At 60.3% G+C, this 20,496-nt stretch carries 19 protein-coding genes and 3 pseudogenes; 10 read left to right on the top strand and 12 right to left on the bottom strand.

From position 1 onward, the window contains the following. Window positions 1–40: 40 nt before the first annotated feature. Complete coding sequence (locus tag AAEZ06_RS19695) at window positions 41–1,360, bottom strand: Na+/H+ antiporter family protein (RefSeq protein ID WP_350615860.1); 1,320 nt, start codon at window positions 1,358–1,360, stop codon at window positions 41–43. 256 nt (window positions 1,361–1,616) lie between these two features. On the opposite strand from AAEZ06_RS19695, the pseudogene AAEZ06_RS28630 reads away from it, so the two are divergent. Both AAEZ06_RS28630 and AAEZ06_RS28625 read left to right on the top strand, forming a co-directional pair. Further along, a pseudogene (locus AAEZ06_RS28630) lies at window positions 1,617–2,906 on the top strand (cache domain-containing protein); the annotation flags it as partial. A gap of 102 nt (window positions 2,907–3,008) precedes the next feature. Beyond that, window positions 3,009–3,764: a methyl-accepting chemotaxis protein gene (locus AAEZ06_RS28625; RefSeq protein ID WP_371923891.1), complete on the top strand. Its 756-nt coding sequence runs from the start codon at window positions 3,009–3,011 to the stop codon at window positions 3,762–3,764. 85 nt (window positions 3,765–3,849) lie between these two features. On the opposite strand, the gene AAEZ06_RS19685 is transcribed toward AAEZ06_RS28625, so the two are convergent. Genes AAEZ06_RS19685 through AAEZ06_RS19670 form a run of 4 tightly spaced genes read right to left on the bottom strand, consistent with a single transcriptional unit; the run spans window position 3,850 to window position 6,465 of the window. After that, entirely contained in the window at window positions 3,850–5,169 is a 1,320-nt protein-coding gene (locus tag AAEZ06_RS19685; RefSeq protein ID WP_350615778.1) for a sensor histidine kinase, read from the bottom strand. Further along, window positions 5,166–5,834, bottom strand: coding sequence for a response regulator transcription factor (locus tag AAEZ06_RS19680; protein WP_149413127.1), 669 nt, complete (start codon window positions 5,832–5,834; stop codon window positions 5,166–5,168). The genes AAEZ06_RS19685 and AAEZ06_RS19680 overlap by 4 nt, the downstream gene beginning before the upstream one ends. Next, the gene (locus AAEZ06_RS19675; protein ID WP_133100443.1) at window positions 5,834–6,157 is read right to left on the bottom strand and encodes a PepSY domain-containing protein; all 324 of its coding nucleotides are present in this window, start codon (window positions 6,155–6,157) and stop codon (window positions 5,834–5,836) included. Before AAEZ06_RS19675 ends, AAEZ06_RS19680 begins: the two co-directional genes overlap by 1 nt. Next, the gene (locus AAEZ06_RS19670) at window positions 6,157–6,465 is read right to left on the bottom strand and encodes a PepSY domain-containing protein (RefSeq protein WP_133100444.1); all 309 of its coding nucleotides are present in this window, start codon (window positions 6,463–6,465) and stop codon (window positions 6,157–6,159) included. The genes AAEZ06_RS19675 and AAEZ06_RS19670 overlap by 1 nt, the downstream gene beginning before the upstream one ends. 158 nt (window positions 6,466–6,623) lie before the next feature. Here AAEZ06_RS19670 and AAEZ06_RS19665 point away from each other — a divergent pair, with 158 nt between their 5' ends. The 5 genes from AAEZ06_RS19665 (at window position 6,624) to codA (ending at window position 11,636) form a co-directional block, all read left to right on the top strand. Then, the gene (locus tag AAEZ06_RS19665) at window positions 6,624–7,703 is read left to right on the top strand and encodes a patatin-like phospholipase domain-containing protein (protein WP_350615775.1); all 1,080 of its coding nucleotides are present in this window, start codon (window positions 6,624–6,626) and stop codon (window positions 7,701–7,703) included. A gap of 77 nt (window positions 7,704–7,780) precedes the next feature. Then, window positions 7,781–8,137: a 6-carboxytetrahydropterin synthase QueD gene (gene queD / locus AAEZ06_RS19660; protein WP_019692825.1), complete on the top strand. Its 357-nt coding sequence runs from the start codon at window positions 7,781–7,783 to the stop codon at window positions 8,135–8,137. Window positions 8,138–8,248: 111 nt separating this feature from the next. Then, window positions 8,249–8,872, top strand: a complete 624-nt coding sequence (locus AAEZ06_RS19655; protein ID WP_149494035.1) for an NUDIX hydrolase — start codon at window positions 8,249–8,251, stop codon at window positions 8,870–8,872. A gap of 205 nt (window positions 8,873–9,077) precedes the next feature. Beyond that, window positions 9,078–10,346, top strand: a complete 1,269-nt coding sequence (gene codB, locus AAEZ06_RS19650; RefSeq protein WP_350615772.1) for a cytosine permease — start codon at window positions 9,078–9,080, stop codon at window positions 10,344–10,346. 54 nt (window positions 10,347–10,400) lie between these two features. After that, complete coding sequence (gene codA / locus AAEZ06_RS19645) at window positions 10,401–11,636, top strand: cytosine deaminase (RefSeq protein ID WP_149413131.1); 1,236 nt, start codon at window positions 10,401–10,403, stop codon at window positions 11,634–11,636. Window positions 11,637–11,750: 114 nt separating this feature from the next. Here codA and AAEZ06_RS19640 read toward each other — a convergent pair. The 7 genes and pseudogenes from AAEZ06_RS19640 to AAEZ06_RS19610 all read right to left on the bottom strand — a co-directional run. Next, a pseudogene (locus AAEZ06_RS19640) lies at window positions 11,751–11,979 on the bottom strand (lipase family protein); the annotation flags it as partial. Then, window positions 11,960–12,157: a hypothetical protein gene (locus tag AAEZ06_RS19635; protein WP_149413132.1), complete on the bottom strand. Its 198-nt coding sequence runs from the start codon at window positions 12,155–12,157 to the stop codon at window positions 11,960–11,962. The gene AAEZ06_RS19635 and the pseudogene AAEZ06_RS19640, both read right to left, overlap by 20 nt. A 129-nt stretch (window positions 12,158–12,286) precedes the next feature. Beyond that, entirely contained in the window at window positions 12,287–12,955 is a 669-nt protein-coding gene (locus AAEZ06_RS19630; RefSeq protein WP_371923890.1) for a hypothetical protein, read from the bottom strand. Continuing rightward, on the bottom strand, window positions 12,948–13,568 hold the full coding sequence (locus AAEZ06_RS19625; RefSeq protein WP_256667226.1) for a DUF4123 domain-containing protein: 621 nt from the start codon (window positions 13,566–13,568) through the stop codon (window positions 12,948–12,950). The genes AAEZ06_RS19630 and AAEZ06_RS19625 overlap by 8 nt, the downstream gene beginning before the upstream one ends. A gap of 33 nt (window positions 13,569–13,601) precedes the next feature. Continuing rightward, a pseudogene (gene tssI, locus AAEZ06_RS19620) lies at window positions 13,602–15,266 on the bottom strand (type VI secretion system tip protein TssI/VgrG); the annotation flags it as partial. 335 nt (window positions 15,267–15,601) lie between these two features. Beyond that, on the bottom strand, window positions 15,602–16,582 hold the full coding sequence (locus AAEZ06_RS19615) for a diaminopimelate epimerase (protein WP_350615769.1): 981 nt from the start codon (window positions 16,580–16,582) through the stop codon (window positions 15,602–15,604). Further along, the gene (locus AAEZ06_RS19610) at window positions 16,579–17,340 is read right to left on the bottom strand and encodes a FadR/GntR family transcriptional regulator (protein ID WP_149413135.1); all 762 of its coding nucleotides are present in this window, start codon (window positions 17,338–17,340) and stop codon (window positions 16,579–16,581) included. Before AAEZ06_RS19610 ends, AAEZ06_RS19615 begins: the two co-directional genes overlap by 4 nt. Before the next feature lie 234 nt (window positions 17,341–17,574). Here AAEZ06_RS19610 and AAEZ06_RS19605 point away from each other — a divergent pair, with 234 nt between their 5' ends. The 3 genes from AAEZ06_RS19605 to AAEZ06_RS19595 are packed head-to-tail and all read left to right on the top strand — an operon-like array spanning window position 17,575 to window position 20,487. Next, entirely contained in the window at window positions 17,575–18,315 is a 741-nt protein-coding gene (locus AAEZ06_RS19605) for an SDR family oxidoreductase (RefSeq protein WP_350615767.1), read from the top strand. Between the two features lie 28 nt (window positions 18,316–18,343). Then, entirely contained in the window at window positions 18,344–19,189 is an 846-nt protein-coding gene (locus AAEZ06_RS19600) for an ureidoglycolate lyase (protein WP_149494034.1), read from the top strand. Between the two features lie 20 nt (window positions 19,190–19,209). Further along, the gene (locus tag AAEZ06_RS19595) at window positions 19,210–20,487 is read left to right on the top strand and encodes an L-fuconate dehydratase (RefSeq protein WP_149413138.1); all 1,278 of its coding nucleotides are present in this window, start codon (window positions 19,210–19,212) and stop codon (window positions 20,485–20,487) included. Window positions 20,488–20,496 lie beyond the last annotated feature (9 nt).

The following is a 20,496-nucleotide window of genomic DNA, read 5'->3' as shown; positions in this document are numbered from 1 at the left end:
GGCGAGCGGGCTTGTCGGATCGCCACAAGACAATTCAACGTCACAAGGTCATCGCGGCAAACCAGCCAAACGCCAGCAACGGCAGGTTGTAGTGCAGGAACGTCGGCACCACGGTGTCCCAGATATGGTGATGCTGGCCGTCGATGTTCAAGCCCGAGGTCGGGCCCAGTGTCGAGTCTGAGGCTGGCGAACCGGCATCGCCCAGGGCGCCGGCCGTACCGACGATGCAAACGATCGCCAGCGGGCTGAACCCCAGCTGCACACACAGCGGCACGAAAATCGCAGCAAGGATCGGCACCGTGGAGAACGACGAGCCGATGCCCATGGTCACCAGCAGCCCGACCAGCAACATCAGTAAGGCGCCCACACCACGACTATTGCCGATGAAGGCGGCGGACGCTTGCACCAGGGTCTGCACTTCGCCGGTGGCCTTGAGCACTTCGGCAAAACCCGACGCGGCGATCATGATGAAGCCGATCATCGCCATCATCTTCATGCCTTCGGTGAACAGATCGTCAGTGTCACGCCAGCGCACGATGCCCGACACCGAGAAGATCAGGAACCCGGCCAGGGCGCCGATGATCATCGAATCCAGCCACAACTGGATAATGAACGCAGAGGCAATCGCCAGGCCGGCCACCAATAGAGTCAACGGGTTGTATTGCACGACGACCTGCTCGACCCGCTCGATTTTCTCCAGGTCGTACACGCGTTTCTTGCGGTAGCTGATAAACACCGCCACCAGCAGCCCGAACACCATGCCCAGTGCCGGAATACCCATGGCGTGGGTGACGTTGACCTGACTGATGTCCACCCCGCTCTTGGCAACGTTGGCCAGCAGGATCTGGTTGAGGAAGATATTGCCGAAACCCACGGGCAGGAACATATAGGGGGTGATCAGACCGAAGGTCATGACGCAGGCAATCAGGCGGCGGTCCAGTTGCAGCTTGGTCAGCACATATAGAAGCGGCGGCACCAGCAGCGGGATAAAGGCGATATGAATCGGCAGGATGTTCTGCGAGGCGATGGCCACCGCCCAGAGCAGGCCGATCAGTACCCATTTGACGTGGTTGCCACCGTTGGCTTCCTGGCGATCCACCAGCAGCAGGGCCTTGTCCGCCAAGGCGTGGGCCAGGCCAGACTTGGCAATCGCCACCGCGAAAGCACCGAGCAAGGCGTAGGACAACGCCACCGTGGCGCCGCCGCCCAGGCCGCTGTTGAACGCCTTCAGCGTCGCATCGATACCCAGCCCACCGGTCAAGCCGCCCACCAGGGCGCCGACAATGATCGCGATGACCACATGCACACGGGACAGGCTGAGCACCAGCATGGTGCCGACCGCGGCAATGACTGCATTTATCATGGTTACCTCAAGACAGAAAACATAAAAAACAGCAACAAACGGCACACATCCGCCCTGGCTACCGTCGAGAACGGCTGCCGGAAGGGAAGCAAAAAGGGAGTTTTATTAGAGGGCGCGCACTTTGCAGCAGGTGGAGCAGCATGTCAAAGAGCGACGTCGCTGGCAGCGATTCAATTGGGCGTATGAATAAAGAAAAAACCCGAGCCGCCGATACAGTTAATCATCTCTGCCGTAACGAAGGTTAAGGATCTCCATGTCGCTCAGACAGCTGTCCATTCAATGGAAAATCACCCTCCTGGCCGGCCTTTGCCTGCTGGGGATCGTGACCCTGCTGGTGGGTCTTTCGCTGTATCGCATGGAGCAGAGTTCCCAGCGGGTCAAAGCCTCCAGCATGGAGATGCTCGACGTCGCGGCCCAGGCCCGTATCGAGGCCCAGGGTGAAGTGCAGGCGCTGGGCATTCGCCAGCAATTCATGGACGCCTATCAGTACGGTCACGGGTTTTCCCGTCAGGTACTGTTCCTGCGCGAACAAGCCGAGAAGCGCTTCCTGGATGCCTTCGACCTGCGCGAAGACCTGACCCGCCAGGTCAAGGCGGCGCTGCAAGCCAACCCGGACCTGCTGGGCCTGTCCCTGGTGTTCGAGGCCAATGCGCTGGATGGCAAGGACGAACTGTTTACCGGCCAGAAAGATCTGGGCAGCAACGAAAAAGGTCGATTCGCCCTCTACTGGTCACAGCCAACACCCGGCACATTGACCTCCATGCCGCTTCCCGAAAGCGACATGTCCGACACCAGTGTCGGACCCAGCGGCGAAAAGGCCAACGCCTGGTTCACCTGCCCACGCAACACCCTCAAGCCGTGTGTAATCGAGCCCTACTTCTATGTGATCGATGGGCAAAACGTGCTGATGACCAGCATCGTCTTCCCGTTGATGGTGGACGGCAAAGTCATCGCCTCGCTGTCGGTAGATATCAACCTCAACAGCCTGCAGACAATCAGCCAACGCGCCAGCCAGAAGCTTTATAACGGCCAGACCAACGTCAGCATCATCAGCCCGGTGGGCCTGCTGGCCGGCTACAGCCCGGACGCCAGCAAACTCAGCCAGCGCCTGGACAGCGTTGACACCGCCAGCGGCGCGCAACTGATCAGCGCACTGGCCGCCGGCGCCCAGACACATAGCCTGCGCACCGACCATCAACTCAAGGTGCTGGCGCCCTTCCAACCGATTCCCGACGGCAAGCCCTGGGGCGTGTTGCTGAACGTGCCGGAAAAAGTTCTGATCGGTCCCGCCGAAGCCCTAAAGGCCGAACTGGACGCTGATAACACCAAGGGCACCCTGCTGGAACTGGGCCTGGGCCTCTTGGCAGCGGTGGTCGGCCTGTTGCTGGTGTGGCTGATGGCCCGCAGCGTGACCCGGCCAATCCTTGGCGTGGCGCGCATGCTGGAAGACATTGCCAGCGGCGAAGGCGACCTTACCCGGCGCCTGGCCTACGACAAGCGGGATGAACTCGGTGAGCTGGCCGGCTGGTTCAACCGTTTCCTCGACAAACTTCAACCGATCATCGCCGAGGTCAAGCGTTCGGTGCAGGACGCACGCGGCACCGCCGACCAGTCCGCCGCCATTGCCACCCAGACCAGCGCCGGCATGGAGCAGCAATACCGCCAGGTCGATCAGGTGGCCACCGCCTCCCACGAGATGAGCGCCACCGCCCAGGACGTCGCCCGCAGCGCCGCCCAGGCAGCACAGGCCGCCCGCGATGCCGATAAGGCCACCCGCGAAGGCTTGACCGTGATTGACCGTACCACCACCAGCATCGGGCATCTGGCCGCCGACATGAGCACGGCGATGGCTCAAGTCGAGGGCCTGGCCGCCAACAGCGAGAAGATCGGTTCGGTGCTGGAAGTGATCCGCGCCATCGCCGAACAGACCAACCTGCTGGCGCTCAACGCGGCCATCGAAGCCGCACGTGCCGGTGAGGCAGGTCGTGGTTTTGCGGTGGTTGCCGATGAAGTGCGCAACTTAGCCCGGCGTACCCAGGAGTCGGTGGAGGAAACTCGCCTGGTGATTGAGCAATTGCAGAACGGTACCCAAGAGGTGGTTGGCTCCATGAGCAACAGCCATCGCCAGGCCCAGGGCAGTGTCGAACAGGTAGGCCAGGCGGTCACGGCCTTACGCCAGATCGGCGAGGCGGTGACGGTGATCAGCGATATGAACCTGCAGATTGCCAGCGCCGCCGAGGAGCAAAGTGCCGTGGCCGAGGAGATCAACAGCAACGTGGCGACTATTCGCGATGTGACCGAGTCGTTGTCCGAGCAGGCCAACGAGTCGGCGCGGGTTAGCCAGGCGTTGAACAGCCTGGCCAATCAGCAGCAGGGGTTGATGGATCAGTTCAAGGTTTGAGGCACTGGCGTCATCGCCCGTTCGATGACAATCCAGTGTGGTTTGTCTGCGATAGCTATGGGTAGCTGCACATTGTTGCAGGCCTTCAGACATGACGGCGGGGCAATTCGATCACCACCTTCAACCCGCCCAACGCGCTCTCCTGCAACTGCAATGTCCCATCCCACACCTCGACGATATCCCGCACGATCCCCAGGCCCAGCCCGTGGCCGGCGGTCTGCTCATCCAGTCGCGTGCCACGGCTGAAGACCTGATCACGCTGGGCCTCGGGAATGCCAGGCCCATCATCCTCGACGCTCAGACTAAAGCCTTGCGCAGTTTCAACGATGCTCAAGCGTATCTCGACATCCGCCCATTTGCAGGCGTTGTCCAGCAGGTTGCCAAGCAGCTCCAGCAAGTCCTCGCGGTCCCACGGCAATTGCAGACCAGGACGAACGTGATAGCTCAAGTCCAGATGCTCGCCGTGGATCATATTCAGGGTCGCCAGCAATCCCGGCAATTCTCCATCGCAATCAAACAACGCGCCCGGCAAGGTCTCCCCGGCCAGCCGCGCGCGATTGAGTTCGCGGTTGAGCCGTTGCTGCACCTGCTCCAGCTGCTCACGCAACAGCTTGCTCAACTGTGGATGGTCCTTGAGCTGTTCGCTGGAGGCCACACTCAGCAGTACCGCCAGAGGGGTTTTCAAGGCATGACCTAGATTGCCCAGGGCATTGCGTGAACGTTTGAGGCTGTCTTCGGTGTGGGCCAGCAGATGGTTGATCTGTGCCACCAGCGGCTCCAGTTCCACCGGCACCTGTGTGTCCAGTTGCGAGCGCTGGCCTTGTTGCAGTTGGGCGATCTGTTCGCGGGCGGTTTCCAGTGGGCGCAAGGCCCGGCGCACGGTGACCCGTTGCAGGATCAGGATCAGCAGCAACGCCGCCAATCCCAGCACCAGGCCGACCTGGCGCATTAAGCGAAAGCTTTCCCTGACCGGTGTGTAGTCCTGGGCCACGCTGATGGAAATCGACTGGCCAAAACGCTTGTAGTCCGAACGCAACACCAGCAGTTGCTGACCTTCTGGCCCCAGTTGCAGGTTGCCCTTGAGACCGGCCTGGGGCAGTTGCGGCAACTCCTGATCCCACAGTGAGCGAGAGCGCCAATGAGTGTTACTAAAGTCGATACGGAAATAGTGCCCGGAAAACGGCCGCTGATAGGCCGCAGACAAGCGCTGCTCATCCAGCTGTACGCCGTTGGGTCCGCGGACCAGTGCCACCAACAGGTTCTCACTGTCGTTGCGCAGCCCTGATTCGAGGTAACGCTGCAAACCCACTTCGAACAGCCACAGACTGGTCTGCGCCAGCACCAGGCCTACGATCACCATCACGCTGATCAGTCCCAGGCTCAACCGCCGCTGGATGGATTTCACGTTGGGGCGGCGCCAAAACGGTAGCCCTGGCCGCGCCGGGTTTCGATCACGCTGCGGCCCAGCTTGCGGCGCAGATGGTTGACGTGGACTTCCAGCACGTTGGAATCGCGTTCGGTCTCACCGTCGTACAGATGCTCGGCCAGGTGGCTTTTCGAAAGAATCTGTTCGGGGTGCAACATGAAATAGCGCAATAACCGGAACTCGGCGGCGGTCAGTTGAATCTCTTCACCGTCGCGGATGACGCACTGACGGCCTTCGTCCAGGTGCAAGCCGGCCGCCTGCAAGGTCGGCTGGTTAGGCTGGCCATGGGAGCGGCGCAGCAGGGCCTGGATGCGCAGGTACAACTCTTCAGGGTGGAATGGTTTGCTCAAATAGTCATCGGCGCCGGCCTTGAGCCCTTCGATGCGTTCGGCCCAGGAGTCACGAGCGGTAAGGATCAGCACCGGGGTGGCCAGCGCGGCGGCGCGCCATTGGGCCAACACTTCAAGCCCGGGCAAACCCGGCAGGCCGAGGTCGAGGATGATCAGGTCGTAAGGTTCGCTACGGCCCTGATAGACCGCATCGCGCCCGTCCGCCAGCCAGTCCACCGCATAGCCTTGGCGGTTGAGCCCTGCCATCAGTTCATCGGCCAGCGGGACGTGGTCTTCCACCAGAAGCAGGCGCATCAGTCATCTTCCTTGTCTTTAAGCACTTGACCGGTGTTGGCGTCGAGTTCGATCTCGCGCACCACACCGTCGACGGTCAACAGTTCGATTTCATAGATATAGCGCACCGAGCGATCCTTGTGCTCCTCCAGCTCCGCATCCAGCAGCTTGGCACCCGGATAGCGCGCCATGGCTGGCCCCAACAGGTGCTCAAGGGGTGCGATTTCGCCCTTCTGGCGCAGGTGCAGCGCTTCGTCCTGGCCCAGGTCCCGGGCAGCTACCACCGAGCAAAAAGCCAGGAGCACCAGTGCCACTCGACTGCTGGTGCGTAGATTTACCTTCATTACGTATCCTGATGATCCTTGAGAACAACCCCAGTGACGGCGTCCAATTCCAGATCCCACTCAATGCCCTGGGCATCGCGCAGTTCAACCTGATAAAGGTACTTGCCGTACTCCTCTTCAAGCTCGGTTTCGGTCACCGTCGCTCCGGGATGCTTGGCCAGTGCCGTGGCATTGAGCTTCTCGAAAGACACAATGGTACCAGCGTCGCGCAGTTTCAACGCCTCATCCGGCCCCAGGTCGCGGGCCTGGGCCAGGCTAGCGGTGAGAGCGATGATACTGGTGGCAACTAAAGCTGTGAGTTTTTTCATGGTGCGTCTCCGTTTCAGGATATTTTTCCTACGACGCTCACGGTAACGCCTGCAACTTAACTGAAACTGAATTGCCACCATGGCAATTATCCTAAACACCTTGCCCTCAAGCGTGCGAGATTTTCTATACTGCCCTGCTCGCGTCAAAAGAGAACGGTATGACCGCTATTCACATCAAGTTTCCAGCCCTCACGCTCAAGGCCGGCAAGCGCGCCTTTTCGCGCATTCGTGAACAAGGTTTTAAGCCGATTGATGTCGGCATTCTCCCCGGCGCGGCGGGTGGCCCGAAAGCCCTGGGCATCCAGGGCCTGGACCTGGCGCTGTTCGGTGACTGGCTGGCACGGGAACCCCGGGAGCGCTCACTGATCGGCGCGTCCATCGGCTCCTGGCGCTTTGCCAGCGCCTGCCTGCCTGACCCGGTGCAAGGCCTGCTTGACCTTGGCCGCTTGTACAACGAACAGCGTTTTGCCAAGGGCGTGACCATGGCCGAGGTCAGCCAGAGCTGCCAGCGCATGCTCGATGATCTGCTGGCCGGGCGCGATGCAACGCTGCTGACCAACCCCCTCTATCGCCTGAACATCGTCGTGGTCAAAAGCCATGGCTTGCTGGCCGACGATCACCGTGGCCGCCTGGGCCTCGGGTTGTCATCGGTGATTGCCGACAACCTGCGAGGCCGTGCACGGCTGTCACGACACTTTGAGCGGCTGATCATCCACGACCCCCGCCAGGCGCCGCCGCTGCACCCGCTCAAGGATTTCCCCTCGCGTTTTCTCGACCTGGACACGGGCAACCTGCGCCAGGCGCTGCTGGCGTCCGGCTCGATCCCGATGGTCATGCAAGGGGTGCGCGACCTGCCGGGGGCCGGTGCCGGAACCTACCGCGACGGCGGCCTGCTGGACTACCACCTCGACCTGCCCTACCAGGGCGATGACATCGTGCTGTACCCGCACTTCACCGACCGGGTCATCCCCGGCTGGTTCGACAAGGGCCTGCCTTGGCGACGTGGCAGTCAACAGGGTCTACAGAATGTATTGCTACTGTCGCCGTCGAGGGAATACCTGGCCCGCTTGCCCCACGGCAAACTGCCAGACCGTAGCGACTTCAAGCGTTTCATGGGCGATGACGCGAGCCGCAACAAATACTGGCAAGCGGCAATGAGCGAAAGCCGTCGATTGGGCGATGAGTTTCTGGCGTTGGCCGATAGCGGACAATTGGGTGAACGCCTGACGCCCCTCTGATCAGCCGGTGTGCCCTGCGCCGGATCAAGCTGTTAAACTCGCCGCCTGCCAGACACCTGACCGAGCTGAAAAACACTGTGGAAATTTTTAAAGAATTTACCTTCGAGTCCGCCCACCGCCTGCCTCACGTGCCCGAAGGCCACAAATGCGGGCGCCTGCACGGCCACTCGTTCAAGGTGGCCATCCACCTGAGCGGCGACCTCGACCCGCATACCGGCTGGATCCGCGACTTCTCGGAGATCAAGGCGATTTTCAAGCCTCTCTACGAGCGCCTCGACCACAACTACCTCAACGACATTCCAGGCCTCGAAAACCCAACCAGTGAAGTGCTGGCCAAGTGGATCTGGAATGAGTTGAAACCGTTGCTGCCGGAACTTAGCGCGATTCGGATTCATGAAACATGCACCAGTGGCTGCATCTATCACGGCGAATAAGCCAGCGTTGTGAAAAACCACCTTTATAGGTGGTTTTTTTATGCCTGCTGGCCTTGCTCCACAGGCCAGCAGTGATTAAAACGGGACTTCCCCGCATTCAAGGACCCCACCATGGAAAACACCTGGCTGGCTCAGGCCAAACGCCTGCAAGCATTGGCCTCAACAGGGTTGCACTTTTGCAAGGATGACTTCGAGCGTGAGCGCCTGGAAGAAATCGCTCATATTGCCCACAGCATGCTGGCGCAACTGGGTAACTTGCCGCTAGAGCGCATCACCGGGCTGGTCTCGGACTTCGCCCAGCGCTATTCAACGCCGATGATCGATGTGCGTGGTGCGGTGATCGAGGGCGACCGTATCCTGCTGGTGCGGGAACTGACCGACGGCTGCTGGGCATTGCCCGGTGGCTATGCCGATATCGGTTTGTCGGCCGCTGAAAACGTCATCAAGGAAATCCGTGAAGAGGCTGGCTTGACCGTCACCGTACGGTCGCTGTACAGCGTTACCCATAAAGCCAAAGGCTTGTACCGGCCCGATGTGCGGGACTTCTACAAGCTGTACTTTCTCTGTGAGCGAATCGATCAGGCCGCACCGATGGCCGGTTTCGAGACCACGGATGTCGGCTTCTTCAGTCTGGATGACCTGCCGCCACTGTCACGGGGCAGGACCATTGAAAGTGATCTTGAGGCAGCGTTTGCGTTTCATCGCGGAGAGACGACTCACACCCTCTTCGATTGAGGCAACTAGCGGTGATCCAATTTGTATCACCGACGCACCGCTTTCGCGCCTGAACGGGCAGAAAGAACAACTGTTCCCGCCGATTCCCCCTGCCCGTCTATAAATACTGTGCAACCTGCACATCACCCACCGCGCGCCTCTCACTGCAGCGCAATTGGCACGACCGGTGCAACAGGCCTGCGTCACTCACTCAGGGGAAAGGCACATGACGCAGAAAGAACCGGGCAACGATTACCCTCTCAGCGAAGTGCCCATGCACGCGCGCAAAGGCCTTGCCTCCACGGCCATGGTGCTGCTGGGTTTCACCTTTTTTACCGCGACCATGTTCGCCGGCGGCAAGCTGGGAGTGGCCTTCAGTTTTACCCAGATGCTCGGCGTCGTGGCCCTGGGTAACCTGCTGTTGGGCATCTACGCCGCAGGCTTGGGTTACATCGCCTTCAAGAGCGGTTTGAACTCGGTGCTGATGGGGCGCTTCTGCTTCGGCGAAGTGGGCAGCAAGTTGAGTGACCTGATCCTCGGCTTCACCCAAATCGGCTGGTACGCCTGGGGCACCGCCACCGCCGCCGTGGTGCTGGGAAAATATTTCGAATTGAGCCAGGGCAGCGTACTGGCATTGATGGTGCTATTGGGCATGGTGTTCTGCGCCACCGCCTACGTGGGGTATCGCGGGCTGGAGATTCTGTCGTATATCGCGGTACCGGCCATGTGCATCCTGCTGTTTCTGTCGATGTGGGTCGCCACGGTGAAAGTCGGCGGGCTCGACGGACTACTGGCAGTGGTGCCCACAGGCGAGTTGGGCCTATCCACGGCCATTACCCTGGTGTTCGGCACCTTTGTCAGCGGCGCAACCCAGGCCACCAATTGGACCCGATTTTCCCGCTCGGCCAAGGTCGCGGTGCTGGCCAGCCTGATTGGCTTCTTTGTCGGCAACGGTCTGATGGTGCTGATTGGCGCCTATGGTGCCATCGTCTATCAGCAACCAGACGTGGTGGAAGTGTTGCTGCTGCAAGGTTTTGCCCTGGCGGCAATGGCCATGCTGCTGCTCAATATCTGGAGCACCCAGGACAACACCATCTACAACTTCGCCGTCGCCGGTTGTAACCTGCTGCGCACCCGACGCCGCAAGACCGTGACCCTGATCGGCGCGGTGATCGGTACGCTACTGGCGCTGCTGGGCATGTACGACATGCTGGTGCCTTACCTGATTCTGCTGGGCACGGTGATTCCGCCGATTGGCGGGGTGATCATGGCCGACTTTTTCTACCGTTATCGTGGCCACTATCCGCGCTTGGCCGAGGCCCGCCTGCCGGCGTTCAACTGGCCTGGGCTGACGGCCTACGCGGTTGGTACCGTGCTGGCATTCAACTCACCATGGGTGGCGCCGCTGGTGGGGATTGCCGCCGCGTCCGCAACCTATATCGTGCTGACCGCCCTGCTGCGAGTACGCGCACCGTTGGCTGACGCCCAGGTATGAGTCTGACCCTGGCGGCTGTCGCCTGATTGTTTTTTGCCAAAGAGGAACTTGCCCATGCACATCATCAACGCTCGCCTGCGCAACCGTGAAGGCCTGCATGATCTGCACCTGGAACATGGCCGGATCACCAGCATCACCCCACAAGGTGCCGCACCAACACTGGGGGCGGACGACCTGGATGCCGGCGGCAACCTGGTGGTGCCACCCTTCGTCGAGCCGCATATCCACCTCGATGCCACCCTCACCGCTGGTGAGCCGCGCTGGAACATGAGTGGCACACTGTTTGAAGGCATCGAGTGCTGGGGCGAACGCAAGGCCACCATCACCCAGGAAGACACCAAGACTCGTGCCAAAAAAACTATCCAGACCCTGGCCGCCCATGGCATCCAGCATGTGCGCACTCACATCGACGTCACCGACCCGGACCTGACCGCGCTGAAGGCCATGTTGGAAGTGCGCCAGGAAAGCACGCACTTGATCGACCTGCAGATCGTCGCCTTTCCCCAGGAAGGTATCGAGTCCTACCGCAACGGCCGCGAACTGATGGAAGAAGCCATTCGCCTCGGCGCCGATGTGGTCGGCGGTATCCCGCACTTTGAATACACCCGCGACCAAGGCGTCAACTCGGTGAAATTCCTGATGGACCTGGCCGAGCGCACCGGTTGCCTGGTGGACGTGCATTGCGACGAAACCGACGACCCACATTCGCGCTTTCTTGAAGTACTGGCCGAAGAGGCCCGCAGCCGAGACATGGGCAGCCGGGTTACCGCCAGCCATACGACGGCGATGGGCTCCTACGACAATGCCTACTGCGCCAAGTTGTTTCGCCTGCTAGGGCATTCGGGTATCAGTTTCGTCTCCTGCCCCACCGAAAGCATTCACTTGCAAGGGCGCTTCGACAACTTCCCGAAACGCCGAGGCGTAACCCGAGTCAACGAATTGCTGGAAGCCGGCATGAATGTCTGCTTCGGCCAGGACTCCATAGTCGATCCCTGGTATCCACTGGGTAACGGCAACATCCTGCGGGTGCTCGAAGCCGGGCTGCACATCTGCCATATGCTCGGCTACCGTAACCTGCAAAGCGCCCTGGACCTGGTCACCGACAACAGCGCCCAGGCCATGGCACTGGGGGATCGTTACGGGCTGGAACCGGGGCGTCCGGCCAACCTGCTGATCCTTTCTGCCGACAGCGACTACGAAGTGATTCGCAGCCAGGGATTGCCGTTGTACTCGATTCGCGGGGGCAAGGTGTTGATGAAGCGCCAGCCCGCCCAGGTGGAGTTTTTGTAGCTTTACACGATCGAATCGATATCCAGGGTTTGCGCCCTTCCCAGTCCCCAGTCGTCAGCCGGTTACGGCGGGATACTTGCTACTTGCGACAGCTCACGGTTCTCCTGATGGGTAAACCAGCGTACCGTGGGTGTCCAGGGTTTGTTGCCAGCGACGCAGGGTGGCCCAGGCTGCCGGGATGTAGCTGGCGACCATAAAGTGCTGGCTGGACTGGACGGTTGGCTCGGTCAGGCATGTCTGCGTTGAGTTGCAAGGCGCGTTTGCAGGCTGCCTCCTCGATGGATTCGCAGCCGGGGGTCCACAAGACAGAGGACTGAGTGCCGTCAGGCAAGATGAGCGGCATGATTCAACCGCCCCGCGTACTGATGCCCGGCGCTATCCTGAAGATGGTAAGGCAAACCGCCATATGCCTTGCCATCCCCCATCTCGTCGACTACACAGAAGCTTGCCCAATGCCCTCGCAATGGACAGGCAGGCATCTTGTTGCTGAAAAATGGTTGCTTCCATGCATCCTGTTTCATGAGGCCGCTCCTATTCTTTACACGTCGGATAGGTGGTGCACATGCGCCCATCCGGCATTTTGAAGAGTTTGAAATCTGTAGTATTGCCACGGCAGTACGCATACACAAACTTTCCCCCATGCAACGTTTCTAGCCCCCTGGGACGGCTACCCAATTGTCGTCGACAGCGGGCTGCTCCTGATCAGTCAATCCCAAGGCCATCCTTAACGTTCTTCCTCGCAACGGCTCCCTTTGCACGACGCCACCGGCACGCCCCATACGCAATTGCCCGCTCGCGTCCAACGAGTTGCATTTCATAATCTTCCTGATCGCGTGTAACGGCCCTAACGTCCGAAACAACCACTGACACTGCGCCGCCAGCTCTTGAACACCAGACGCAGGCATTGCGGGCATATCAGACTCCAACCGATCCAGTACATGGATATAGGCATAATCCCCACCAACCGCTGACCAGTGCTCGCCCCACTTGCCATAAATATCGAACGTAATACTGCCCAATACCAACGGGCAGCCATTCACCTGCTCCGTCAACGGCACGTCAAAGCTGACCCGATTAGCTACCGGTTTGCCAGCCGTATCGAAAACCTTGAACTCCGGCCGCTTGCCCCGACGTTTGGGCAACGTGCAGGTCTCGCCTGTCGCGGGACGATAAACCGCGTCGCCTCTGAATCTAAAATTCGCCGGCAGATCGACCTCCAGATTGAAGCTGTCAGCAGGCTTCAATGCACATCCCGATATAGCAAACACAGTACTGACGAGCAGCATCCGTCTTACGATCAACGTGATCCGTTCACCCATGACATTTCTCTCTCTGCGACCGACGCCACTGCTCAACCACCCGCTGAAAATGATCCACGGCCACCTCCCCCGGCATCGACTGCCAGCGAATTACCGCTGTTCCAACTGCCTCAGCCAGACGTTGAACCACCAGAAACTCCAGCTGTTCCGGGCTTTGCCACTGCCAGGCACGTGCCTGTTCCAGCACGTTGTTCAACCAGACTTTCGGGTCTTGGTGTTCTGCCAAACGAGAGAGGTCCTCACTGTGTTCAGCCAACAGGTATCGCAAAATATTGGTCTGCAAAATCGTCATGGCCTGAGGGTTCGGCACGTTGAGCCAAAGCGCTGGATCAGGCACCGGATACTCACCTGGCATCGGGTTGTCGGCACTACACCAATGCTCACCCTGCCAATAACACACGCTGATAAGTGGCCCGAGAAAGGCGGGCCATTGCTGGGTTGGCAGGTGGGCCAAGGCTCGCGCCAAGGTACGATTATCATGAAAACGGTACAGTGCCTGGCTTCCCGCTGGCCCCACCAACAACCGTTCACGCCAATGCCGGATAACGGCGCCCAAGTCATCATCGGCCAGACTGCCCAACCACCCCCAATGGGTTTGCGGGGTTTGCAGCAAGGTGAGCAGCGCCGCTACATCACCCGGCGCCAACGGAGTTGCCGACCGCGTAGCGTCAGGCGTTCCCCCCAAGGTAATGGGTCGGCTGCTAAAAATGCCCCCCGCCTGAATCAGCAAATGCTCACCGCCCGCCTTTAAGCTCAACTGCGCACCGGCATCGATCACCAGGCGGCTGTCGTTGCCGATGACCTGTTCCATATCCCGTTGAGCCCGCAGGTAGACAAGCTCCTCGCCACGGCGATCTTCCAGATGCAATTCATTGGCGCCACCGGGCGGGGAACTGCGAGTGCGCAAGACACTTCGGGTCTTGTGTTGCGGCAACGGATAAGGCGTGGCTTGCCAGGCGTTGGGCAGGCAGCCATTGATCAGCGGCTGGTCCGGGTCGCCCTCCAGAAAGGTCACCAGCACTTGCATCCCCACCCGCGGGATCATCACGGCGCCAAAGCCGTCGCCCGCCCAACCTGAAGCCACCCGAACCCAGCAACTACTCTTGTCGTCATCCTTGCCGGCCCGACCCCAGTGGAAGCGAATCTTCACCCGACCATGCTGGTCGCAATGCACATCCTCACCCGCGGGACCTGTGACGGTGGCAGTCTGGCTCCCGCTGATACGCGGCTTGGGGTGTTTGAGCGGTGGACGCAAAGGCGCACGCCAAGGCGTCGCGGTGAATCGGTTGCGGTAGCCGTGGAAAGCGCCGGTGTCCACGGTCGCCTCCTCCAGCACTTGGGGTTGGTAGCCTTCATGGCGTACGCCGGTCACCAGCCACAGGTCGTTACACGACGCCTGTGGATGATCCTGCAATTGGAGAAAGTGCCCGCTGCGCAACGCCGACTGATCGCTCTTGCCCAATGCCCGATGTCGGTCCCGCTGATGCCGCACCAGCCCGCGTCGAGCCAGTTGCGCACCGCGCTGATGGCCGGTGAAGCCCGCCGGGCAATAAAAGTCCTCAAGAACCTCACTGGATAATGGCCCGGCCTGATCCTGCAGGCGCAGGGACGGGTGCTCGAAATCGTAGTCCCGCCGCACCACCTGGCGACTACGGGTCGAGAGACGCACATCAAACCGCTGGATCACCCGTTGCTCGGCCACCAGCCCGCCCCTGGGCCGATAACGCTGCGCCGCCAGCCGGCGGAACACCGTCTGGTCATCACCGAACACCAGCATATGGCCGTCCGGGCTATGACGCAGGTGGTAATGAATACCCTCCTCTTCACACAACCGATGGATGAAATACAGGTCGGTTTCGCCGTACTGCACACAAAGTATTCGCGGCGGGTAGACCACGGGGCCCAGCTCGAACGTATACGCATCCGCCAGGATGCCGTGCTGCTCCAGCACCGCCGCAATGATTTGCGGCACGCTGCGCTGTTGGAAAATCCGTTGGTCGCGGCGATGGGTGAGATACGCCAGGCGCGGTGCCAGCGTCAGGTGATAACGGGTTAACCGCTCACCCGTTTCATCCCGGCCAATGGCGTAGATCTGCCCGTGAAGGCCTTCACCAGGGTCCCCGAAATCCAGGTAAGCGGGCTGGTGCAGGAAGCTTTCCAGGTCCAGAGAGGGGTTTTCGCTGACCAACTGTACATGGATGGAAAAAGGTTGATTGATGGATTCACTGCCCTTGAAGGCAAGTACCTGAAAGTCATTGGCCAGCCCCGCAACGATCAGTTTGAAACGTGGTGCAACAAACGCGTTAAACATCCATTGTTACCCGCCATTAATTACAAAACCAAAATAACGCCTCCTATACAACCGCGCACAATGCTGTTTAAACATTGAAATTAACGGATGATAAAAAGCGTCTGGACGGCGTTAATCATAGCTATTTCAGGCGAAATTCGGCCTCTGCAAAATAAAACAGAAGTTTCGTACGTCGATGATGGAAGTATCTTTTATTAAACAGAGAAATGCAGTCAAGTAGCCAGCATTAAACAACAGGAAAAGTCTTACGCCGTTATTCACACTGGAAACTTAACTATTAGGAATTAACTGAGCGCACTCATTAAATCGGAAATAACCTATACAACGTCCAGCCCTCAAAAACCCTGGCGCCGCGCCGTTCCAAACAGGCTGACACTGCTCAACTCACCCTCATGCTCCTCAAGCCGAACAGGTGCCGTGCCACCCGGCATGACCACCTCCACCGCTCCTGCCGCAACCCAGCCCACATGCCAAGCCGCACAGGCCACCGCGCTGGCGCTGGTGCCGGAAGACGCTGTGGGCCCTTCACCACGCTCGAATACCCTGGCCATCAGGCGATTGTCAGACTCGCGAGCCACCCATTGCAGGTTGACCCCGGCCGGACAAGGTCGTCCCACGCCAGCGGGAGGTGCGAAGGCGACAGCCAGCAACGGCTCAAATAGCCCCGATTGCAGCATCTGCTGATTGCTCGGCAGCGCCGAAGCATCAGGCACGAAGGTCACGCAATGGGGATTGCCCACCCGTACAAACTGACTGCGATTCCACAGAGGGTTGAGCCTAGAAAGCCCTGGAACATGGCTCGGTCCGCTGCTGTTGAGCGCCAGCGACGGCGCACCCACTGCCAACGGCCCGAACTCAGGCCGCCCCAGCGCCAGCCAGAAACCCTGGACCTCTTCGAGAAGTGCAGGCTCGACCCCTGTCACCACCGGCGACAATGCATCCGCCTTATCGTGATGGACTCGCAACTCACACGCCCCGGACATCAACCCCTCATCAGTCAGCGCCTGGGCAAATATCGTCAAGCCATTGCCACTGCGTTCGGCCAAGGTGCCGTCGGTGTTGACGATCAACAGGTCAAATGGCGGCGCGGCCTGAAACGGCCCCACCAACAGGCCGTCACAACGATGGGCCTTGGCGTCCGGCGGGCGCGGCAACGAGCCCCAGCCGCACTCGGATGCGATGGCCGCCAGCGCCCAGGCCAGTCGAGAGCCGGCGGCCAGGTCGGCGGTGGCCGGCAACTCTATGCCCAGCTCACGCAGCACGGCCGGGCTGACCACCCCATAGATATTGCCGCGCGCATCGTAAAACCGGGTCATTGCGCCGTCCGCATAAAGATCCGTACCACTTCCTCCAGATGCTTGCGCATGGCCTGGCGGGCGCCTTCGGCATCCCGTTGTTCCAGGGCGTCGAGGATGCGGCGGTGCTCGTCTTCGGAGCGATGGGGCATGTCGTCAGATGTGTAGTGGGCCTGCAAACGCTGGAACATGCTGCCGTAGCGATGTCCCAGCAGGTGCGCGATCATCAGTGCATAAGCCGGGTTGCCCGATGCCTGGGCGATGCGGATATGGAACAGGCGATCGCCGGGATGTGTGTGGGAACCGTCACGGTTGTCCTGGGCGTTGCGCTCGAACGCCTCGCGGATGCCCGCCAGTTCTTCGTTGGTAGCCTGCTTGGCCGCCAAGGCGGCGGTTTCCGGCTCGATCAGGCGACGGGCCTGGAGCAGGGAGAACGGCGGGATCTCAGCGTTGAAGTCGACGTGCAGGTTCAGCTCCGGATCAAATTCCTTCCATTGGTCACGGGTGGCCTGGGCCATCACCGGTTCCTGGCTGATTTTCGGTTGCGCCGGTTCACAAACCAACACGCCGTTGCCGACCCGCACGTCCACCAGGCCGATGACCTCCAAAGCAATCATCGCCTCCCGCACCGAGGCGCGACTCACCCCCAGCAATTTGGCCAATTCCCGCTCCGCCGGTAGACGGCTGCCAGGAGGAAATTCGCCGCTGTCGATCAAGGCCCGCAACTGGTCGGCAATCTGACGATAAAGACGTTGGTTATCAATAACTTGAAATGGCATCTAGGCTCAGCTCGGTTCACGCACAGCACGCCGACTGGGTTCAACTTGCAAAAAAGCCGCTTGTTGACCGAGAAGTCCCGTGCTAAAAATTGGACCAATGGCCTGACCATTGGATCGTTTCCAGTGCAGTGATCATAGCAAACCCGCAAGGATTGGCTATGGGCTACGTCGAGGCTAGCTACGCCCTTAATGGCCTGACCATTGAGCCAATAATAACAATCAAGGGAGTCTGTCATGGACCTCACCGGTAAACGCGTGCTGATCACCGCCGCCGCCCAGGGCATTGGCCGCGCTAGCGTCGAAGCCTATCTGGCTGCTGGCGCCGAGGTATTTGCCGCCGACATCAATCAACAGACACTCGCGGACCTGCCTGGCGCACGTACCGTGCTGCTGGATGTAACCGATGCAGCCGCCATCCAACGCATCGCTGAACAGTTGGGCCCGCTGGATGTGCTGTTCAACTGCGCCGGGGTGGTCCACGCCGGCAATATCCTCGAATGCCCGGAAAGTGACTGGGCGTTTGCCATGGACCTCAACGTCACCGCCATGTACCGCATGATCCGCGCCTTCCTGCCCGACATGTTGGCCGCAGGTGGCGGATCGATCATCAATATGTCGTCGGTAGCCTCCAGCATCAAAGGCGTTCCCAACCGATTCGCCTACTGCGCCAGCAAGGCTGCAGTGATCGGCCTGACCCGCTCGGTGGCCGCCGATTTCGTCACCCAACGCATTCGCTGCAACGCCATCTGCCCCGGCACCGTTGAATCGCCGTCACTGCATCAACGCATCGCCGAACAGGCCACTCGCGAAGGGCGGCAACAGGATGAGGTATACGCCGCATTCACCGCCCGCCAGCCAATGGGCCGCCTGGGCACGCCGCAGGAAGTTGCCCAACTGGCGCTGTACCTCGGCTCTGACGCCAGCGCATTTACCACTGGCACCACGCAGATTATCGACGGCGGCTGGAGCAACTGACCGCCCCACCTTTATAAGAGGATTGCCCATGAAGTTGTTGCGCTATGGCGAAAAAGGCCAGGAACGCCCGGCCCTGCTGGATGCGGATGGCCAGTTGCGAGACTTGTCAGCCCATATCAGCGATATCGCAGGTGACACCCTGCTGCCGCACACTCTCGCCCGCCTGCAAGACCTTGACCCCGCCAGCCTGCCGTTGGTGCCCGGCAACCCGCGCCTGGGTGCCTGTGTCGGGCAAGTAGGGAAATTCATCTGCATCGGCCTGAACTACGCAGATCACGCAGCGGAAACCGGCGCGCCAATCCCCGATGAGCCGATCCTTTTCAACAAGTGGACCAGCGCCATCGTCGGCCCCAACGACAATATCGAAATCCCCCGCCACTCACGCAAGACCGACTGGGAAGTGGAACTGGGCGTGGTGATCGGCCAAGGCGGGCGCTACATCGACGAAAGCCAAGCCATGGAACACGTGGCTGGCTACTGCGTGATCAACGATGTGTCCGAACGTGAATTCCAACTGGAACGCGGCGGCACCTGGGACAAGGGCAAGGGCTGCGACACCTTCGGTCCACTCGGGCCGTGGCTGGTGAGCCGCGATGAAATCGCCGACCCCCATCAACTGGCGATCTGGCTGGAAGTCGACGGGCATCGCTATCAGAACGGCAACACCCGCACCATGATTTTCCAGATCCCCAAGTTGATCAGCTACCTGAGCCAGTTCATGAGCCTGCAACCCGGAGACGTGATTTCCACCGGCACGCCACCCGGCGTCGGCCTGGGGATCAAGCCCATGCCGGTGTACCTCAAGGCCGGGCAAAAAATCCGCCTGGGCATCGAAGGCCTCGGCGAACAGAACCAGATCACCGTCGACGCCTGACAAGAGCCAAGGAGCCGTTCATGACCACCCTTACCGCGATTCGCGTCGAAGATATCCGCTTTCCCACGTCCCAGTCCCTGGACGGTTCCGACGCCATGAACCCGGACCCGGACTACTCGGCCGCCTACGTGATACTGCAGACCGATAACCCGGGCCTTGAAGGCCACGGCCTGACCTTCACCATCGGCCGGGGCAACGAGATTTGCTGCGCAGCGATCAAGGCCATGGAAAACCTGCTGGTGGGCCTGACCCTGGAATGGATCACCGCAGACATGGGCCGCTTCTGGCGCCATGTCACCAGTGACAGCCAGTTGCGCTGGATCGGTCCGGACAAGGGTGCGATCCATCTGGCCACCGGCGCAATCGTCAACGCGGCATGGGATTTGTGGGCCAAGGCTGAAGGAAAACCCCTGTGGCGCCTGGTCGCCGACATGGGCCCGGAGCAGTTGGTGCGTTGCATCGATTTTCGCTACATCACTGACTGCATCACACCCGCCGAAGCCCTGGCCTTGCTGCGCCAGCGCGCCGAAGGCAAGGCCGAGCGCATGGCCGACCTGCAAGCCAATGGCTACCCCTGCTACACCACCTCGGCGGGCTGGCTCGGCTATGGCGATGAAAAGCTGCGACGCCTGTGCCAGGAAGCAGTGGACGCCGGTTTCAACCACGTCAAGCTCAAGGTCGGCCACGACTTGCAGGATGATCTGCGCCGCGTGCGCATTGCCCGTGAAGTGCTGGGGCCAGACCGGCAACTGATGATCGACGCCAACCAGGTGTGGGAAATTGACACCGCCATCGACTGGGTGCGGGAATTGGCGTTTGCCAAACCCTGGTTTATCGAAGAGCCCACCAGCCCCGACGATATCGAAGGCCATCGCAAGATTCGCCTGGCCGTCGCACCGGTCAAGGTGGCGACGGGCGAGATGTGCCAGAACCGCATCATTTTCAAGCAACTGATCATGCGTGAAGCCATTGATGTGGTACAGATCGACGCCTGCCGCCTGGGCGGGGTCAACGAGGTGTTGGCGGTGATGCTGATGGCCGCCAAGTATGGCTTACCGGTGTGCCCACATGCCGGTGGCGTCGGGCTTTGCGAATATGTGCAGCACCTGTCGATGATCGATTATCTGTGCATTGCCGGCACCCATGAAGGGCGAGTCATCGAATTTGTCGATCACCTGCACGAACATTTCGAAGAGCCTTGCGTCGTTCGTGGTGCGGCCTATATGCCGCCCCAGGCGCCGGGTTTTTCGATCCAGATGAAAGCCGCGTCCCGGGAGCAATTCCGCCACCGGCCGTGACCTGAACCG

It is taken from the genome of Pseudomonas sp. HY7a-MNA-CIBAN-0227, assembly GCF_040310325.1.
Taxonomy (GTDB): domain Bacteria; phylum Pseudomonadota; class Gammaproteobacteria; order Pseudomonadales; family Pseudomonadaceae; genus Aquipseudomonas.
Note: the sequence above shows the minus strand (reverse complement) of the source record. Positions and strands in the feature narration are given on the sequence as shown.

Excerpts from the sequence above, each read along its gene's own strand:
- AAEZ06_RS19595 (WP_149413138.1), top strand. The coding sequence starts at position 19,210 with ATGACCACCCTTACCGCGATTCGCGTCGAAGATATCCGCTTTCCCACG.
- AAEZ06_RS19615 (WP_350615769.1), bottom strand. The coding sequence starts at position 16,582 with ATGACCCGGTTTTACGATGCGCGCGGCAATATCTATGGGGTGGTCAGC.
- AAEZ06_RS19610 (WP_149413135.1), bottom strand. The coding sequence starts at position 17,340 with ATGCCATTTCAAGTTATTGATAACCAACGTCTTTATCGTCAGATTGCC.
- AAEZ06_RS19600 (WP_149494034.1), top strand. The coding sequence starts at position 18,344 with ATGAAGTTGTTGCGCTATGGCGAAAAAGGCCAGGAACGCCCGGCCCTG.
- AAEZ06_RS19670 (WP_133100444.1), bottom strand. The coding sequence starts at position 6,465 with ATGAAAAAACTCACAGCTTTAGTTGCCACCAGTATCATCGCTCTCACC.
- AAEZ06_RS19680 (WP_149413127.1), bottom strand. The coding sequence starts at position 5,834 with ATGCGCCTGCTTCTGGTGGAAGACCACGTCCCGCTGGCCGATGAACTG.
- AAEZ06_RS19605 (WP_350615767.1), top strand. The coding sequence starts at position 17,575 with ATGGACCTCACCGGTAAACGCGTGCTGATCACCGCCGCCGCCCAGGGC.
- AAEZ06_RS19655 (WP_149494035.1), top strand. The coding sequence starts at position 8,249 with ATGGAAAACACCTGGCTGGCTCAGGCCAAACGCCTGCAAGCATTGGCC.
- AAEZ06_RS28625 (WP_371923891.1), top strand. The coding sequence starts at position 3,009 with ATGGAGCAGCAATACCGCCAGGTCGATCAGGTGGCCACCGCCTCCCAC.
- codB (WP_350615772.1), top strand. The coding sequence starts at position 9,078 with ATGACGCAGAAAGAACCGGGCAACGATTACCCTCTCAGCGAAGTGCCC.
- AAEZ06_RS19630 (WP_371923890.1), bottom strand. The coding sequence starts at position 12,955 with ATGGGTGAACGGATCACGTTGATCGTAAGACGGATGCTGCTCGTCAGT.
- AAEZ06_RS19675 (WP_133100443.1), bottom strand. The coding sequence starts at position 6,157 with ATGAAGGTAAATCTACGCACCAGCAGTCGAGTGGCACTGGTGCTCCTG.
- codA (WP_149413131.1), top strand. The coding sequence starts at position 10,401 with ATGCACATCATCAACGCTCGCCTGCGCAACCGTGAAGGCCTGCATGAT.
- AAEZ06_RS19665 (WP_350615775.1), top strand. The coding sequence starts at position 6,624 with ATGACCGCTATTCACATCAAGTTTCCAGCCCTCACGCTCAAGGCCGGC.
- AAEZ06_RS19635 (WP_149413132.1), bottom strand. The coding sequence starts at position 12,157 with ATGAAACAGGATGCATGGAAGCAACCATTTTTCAGCAACAAGATGCCT.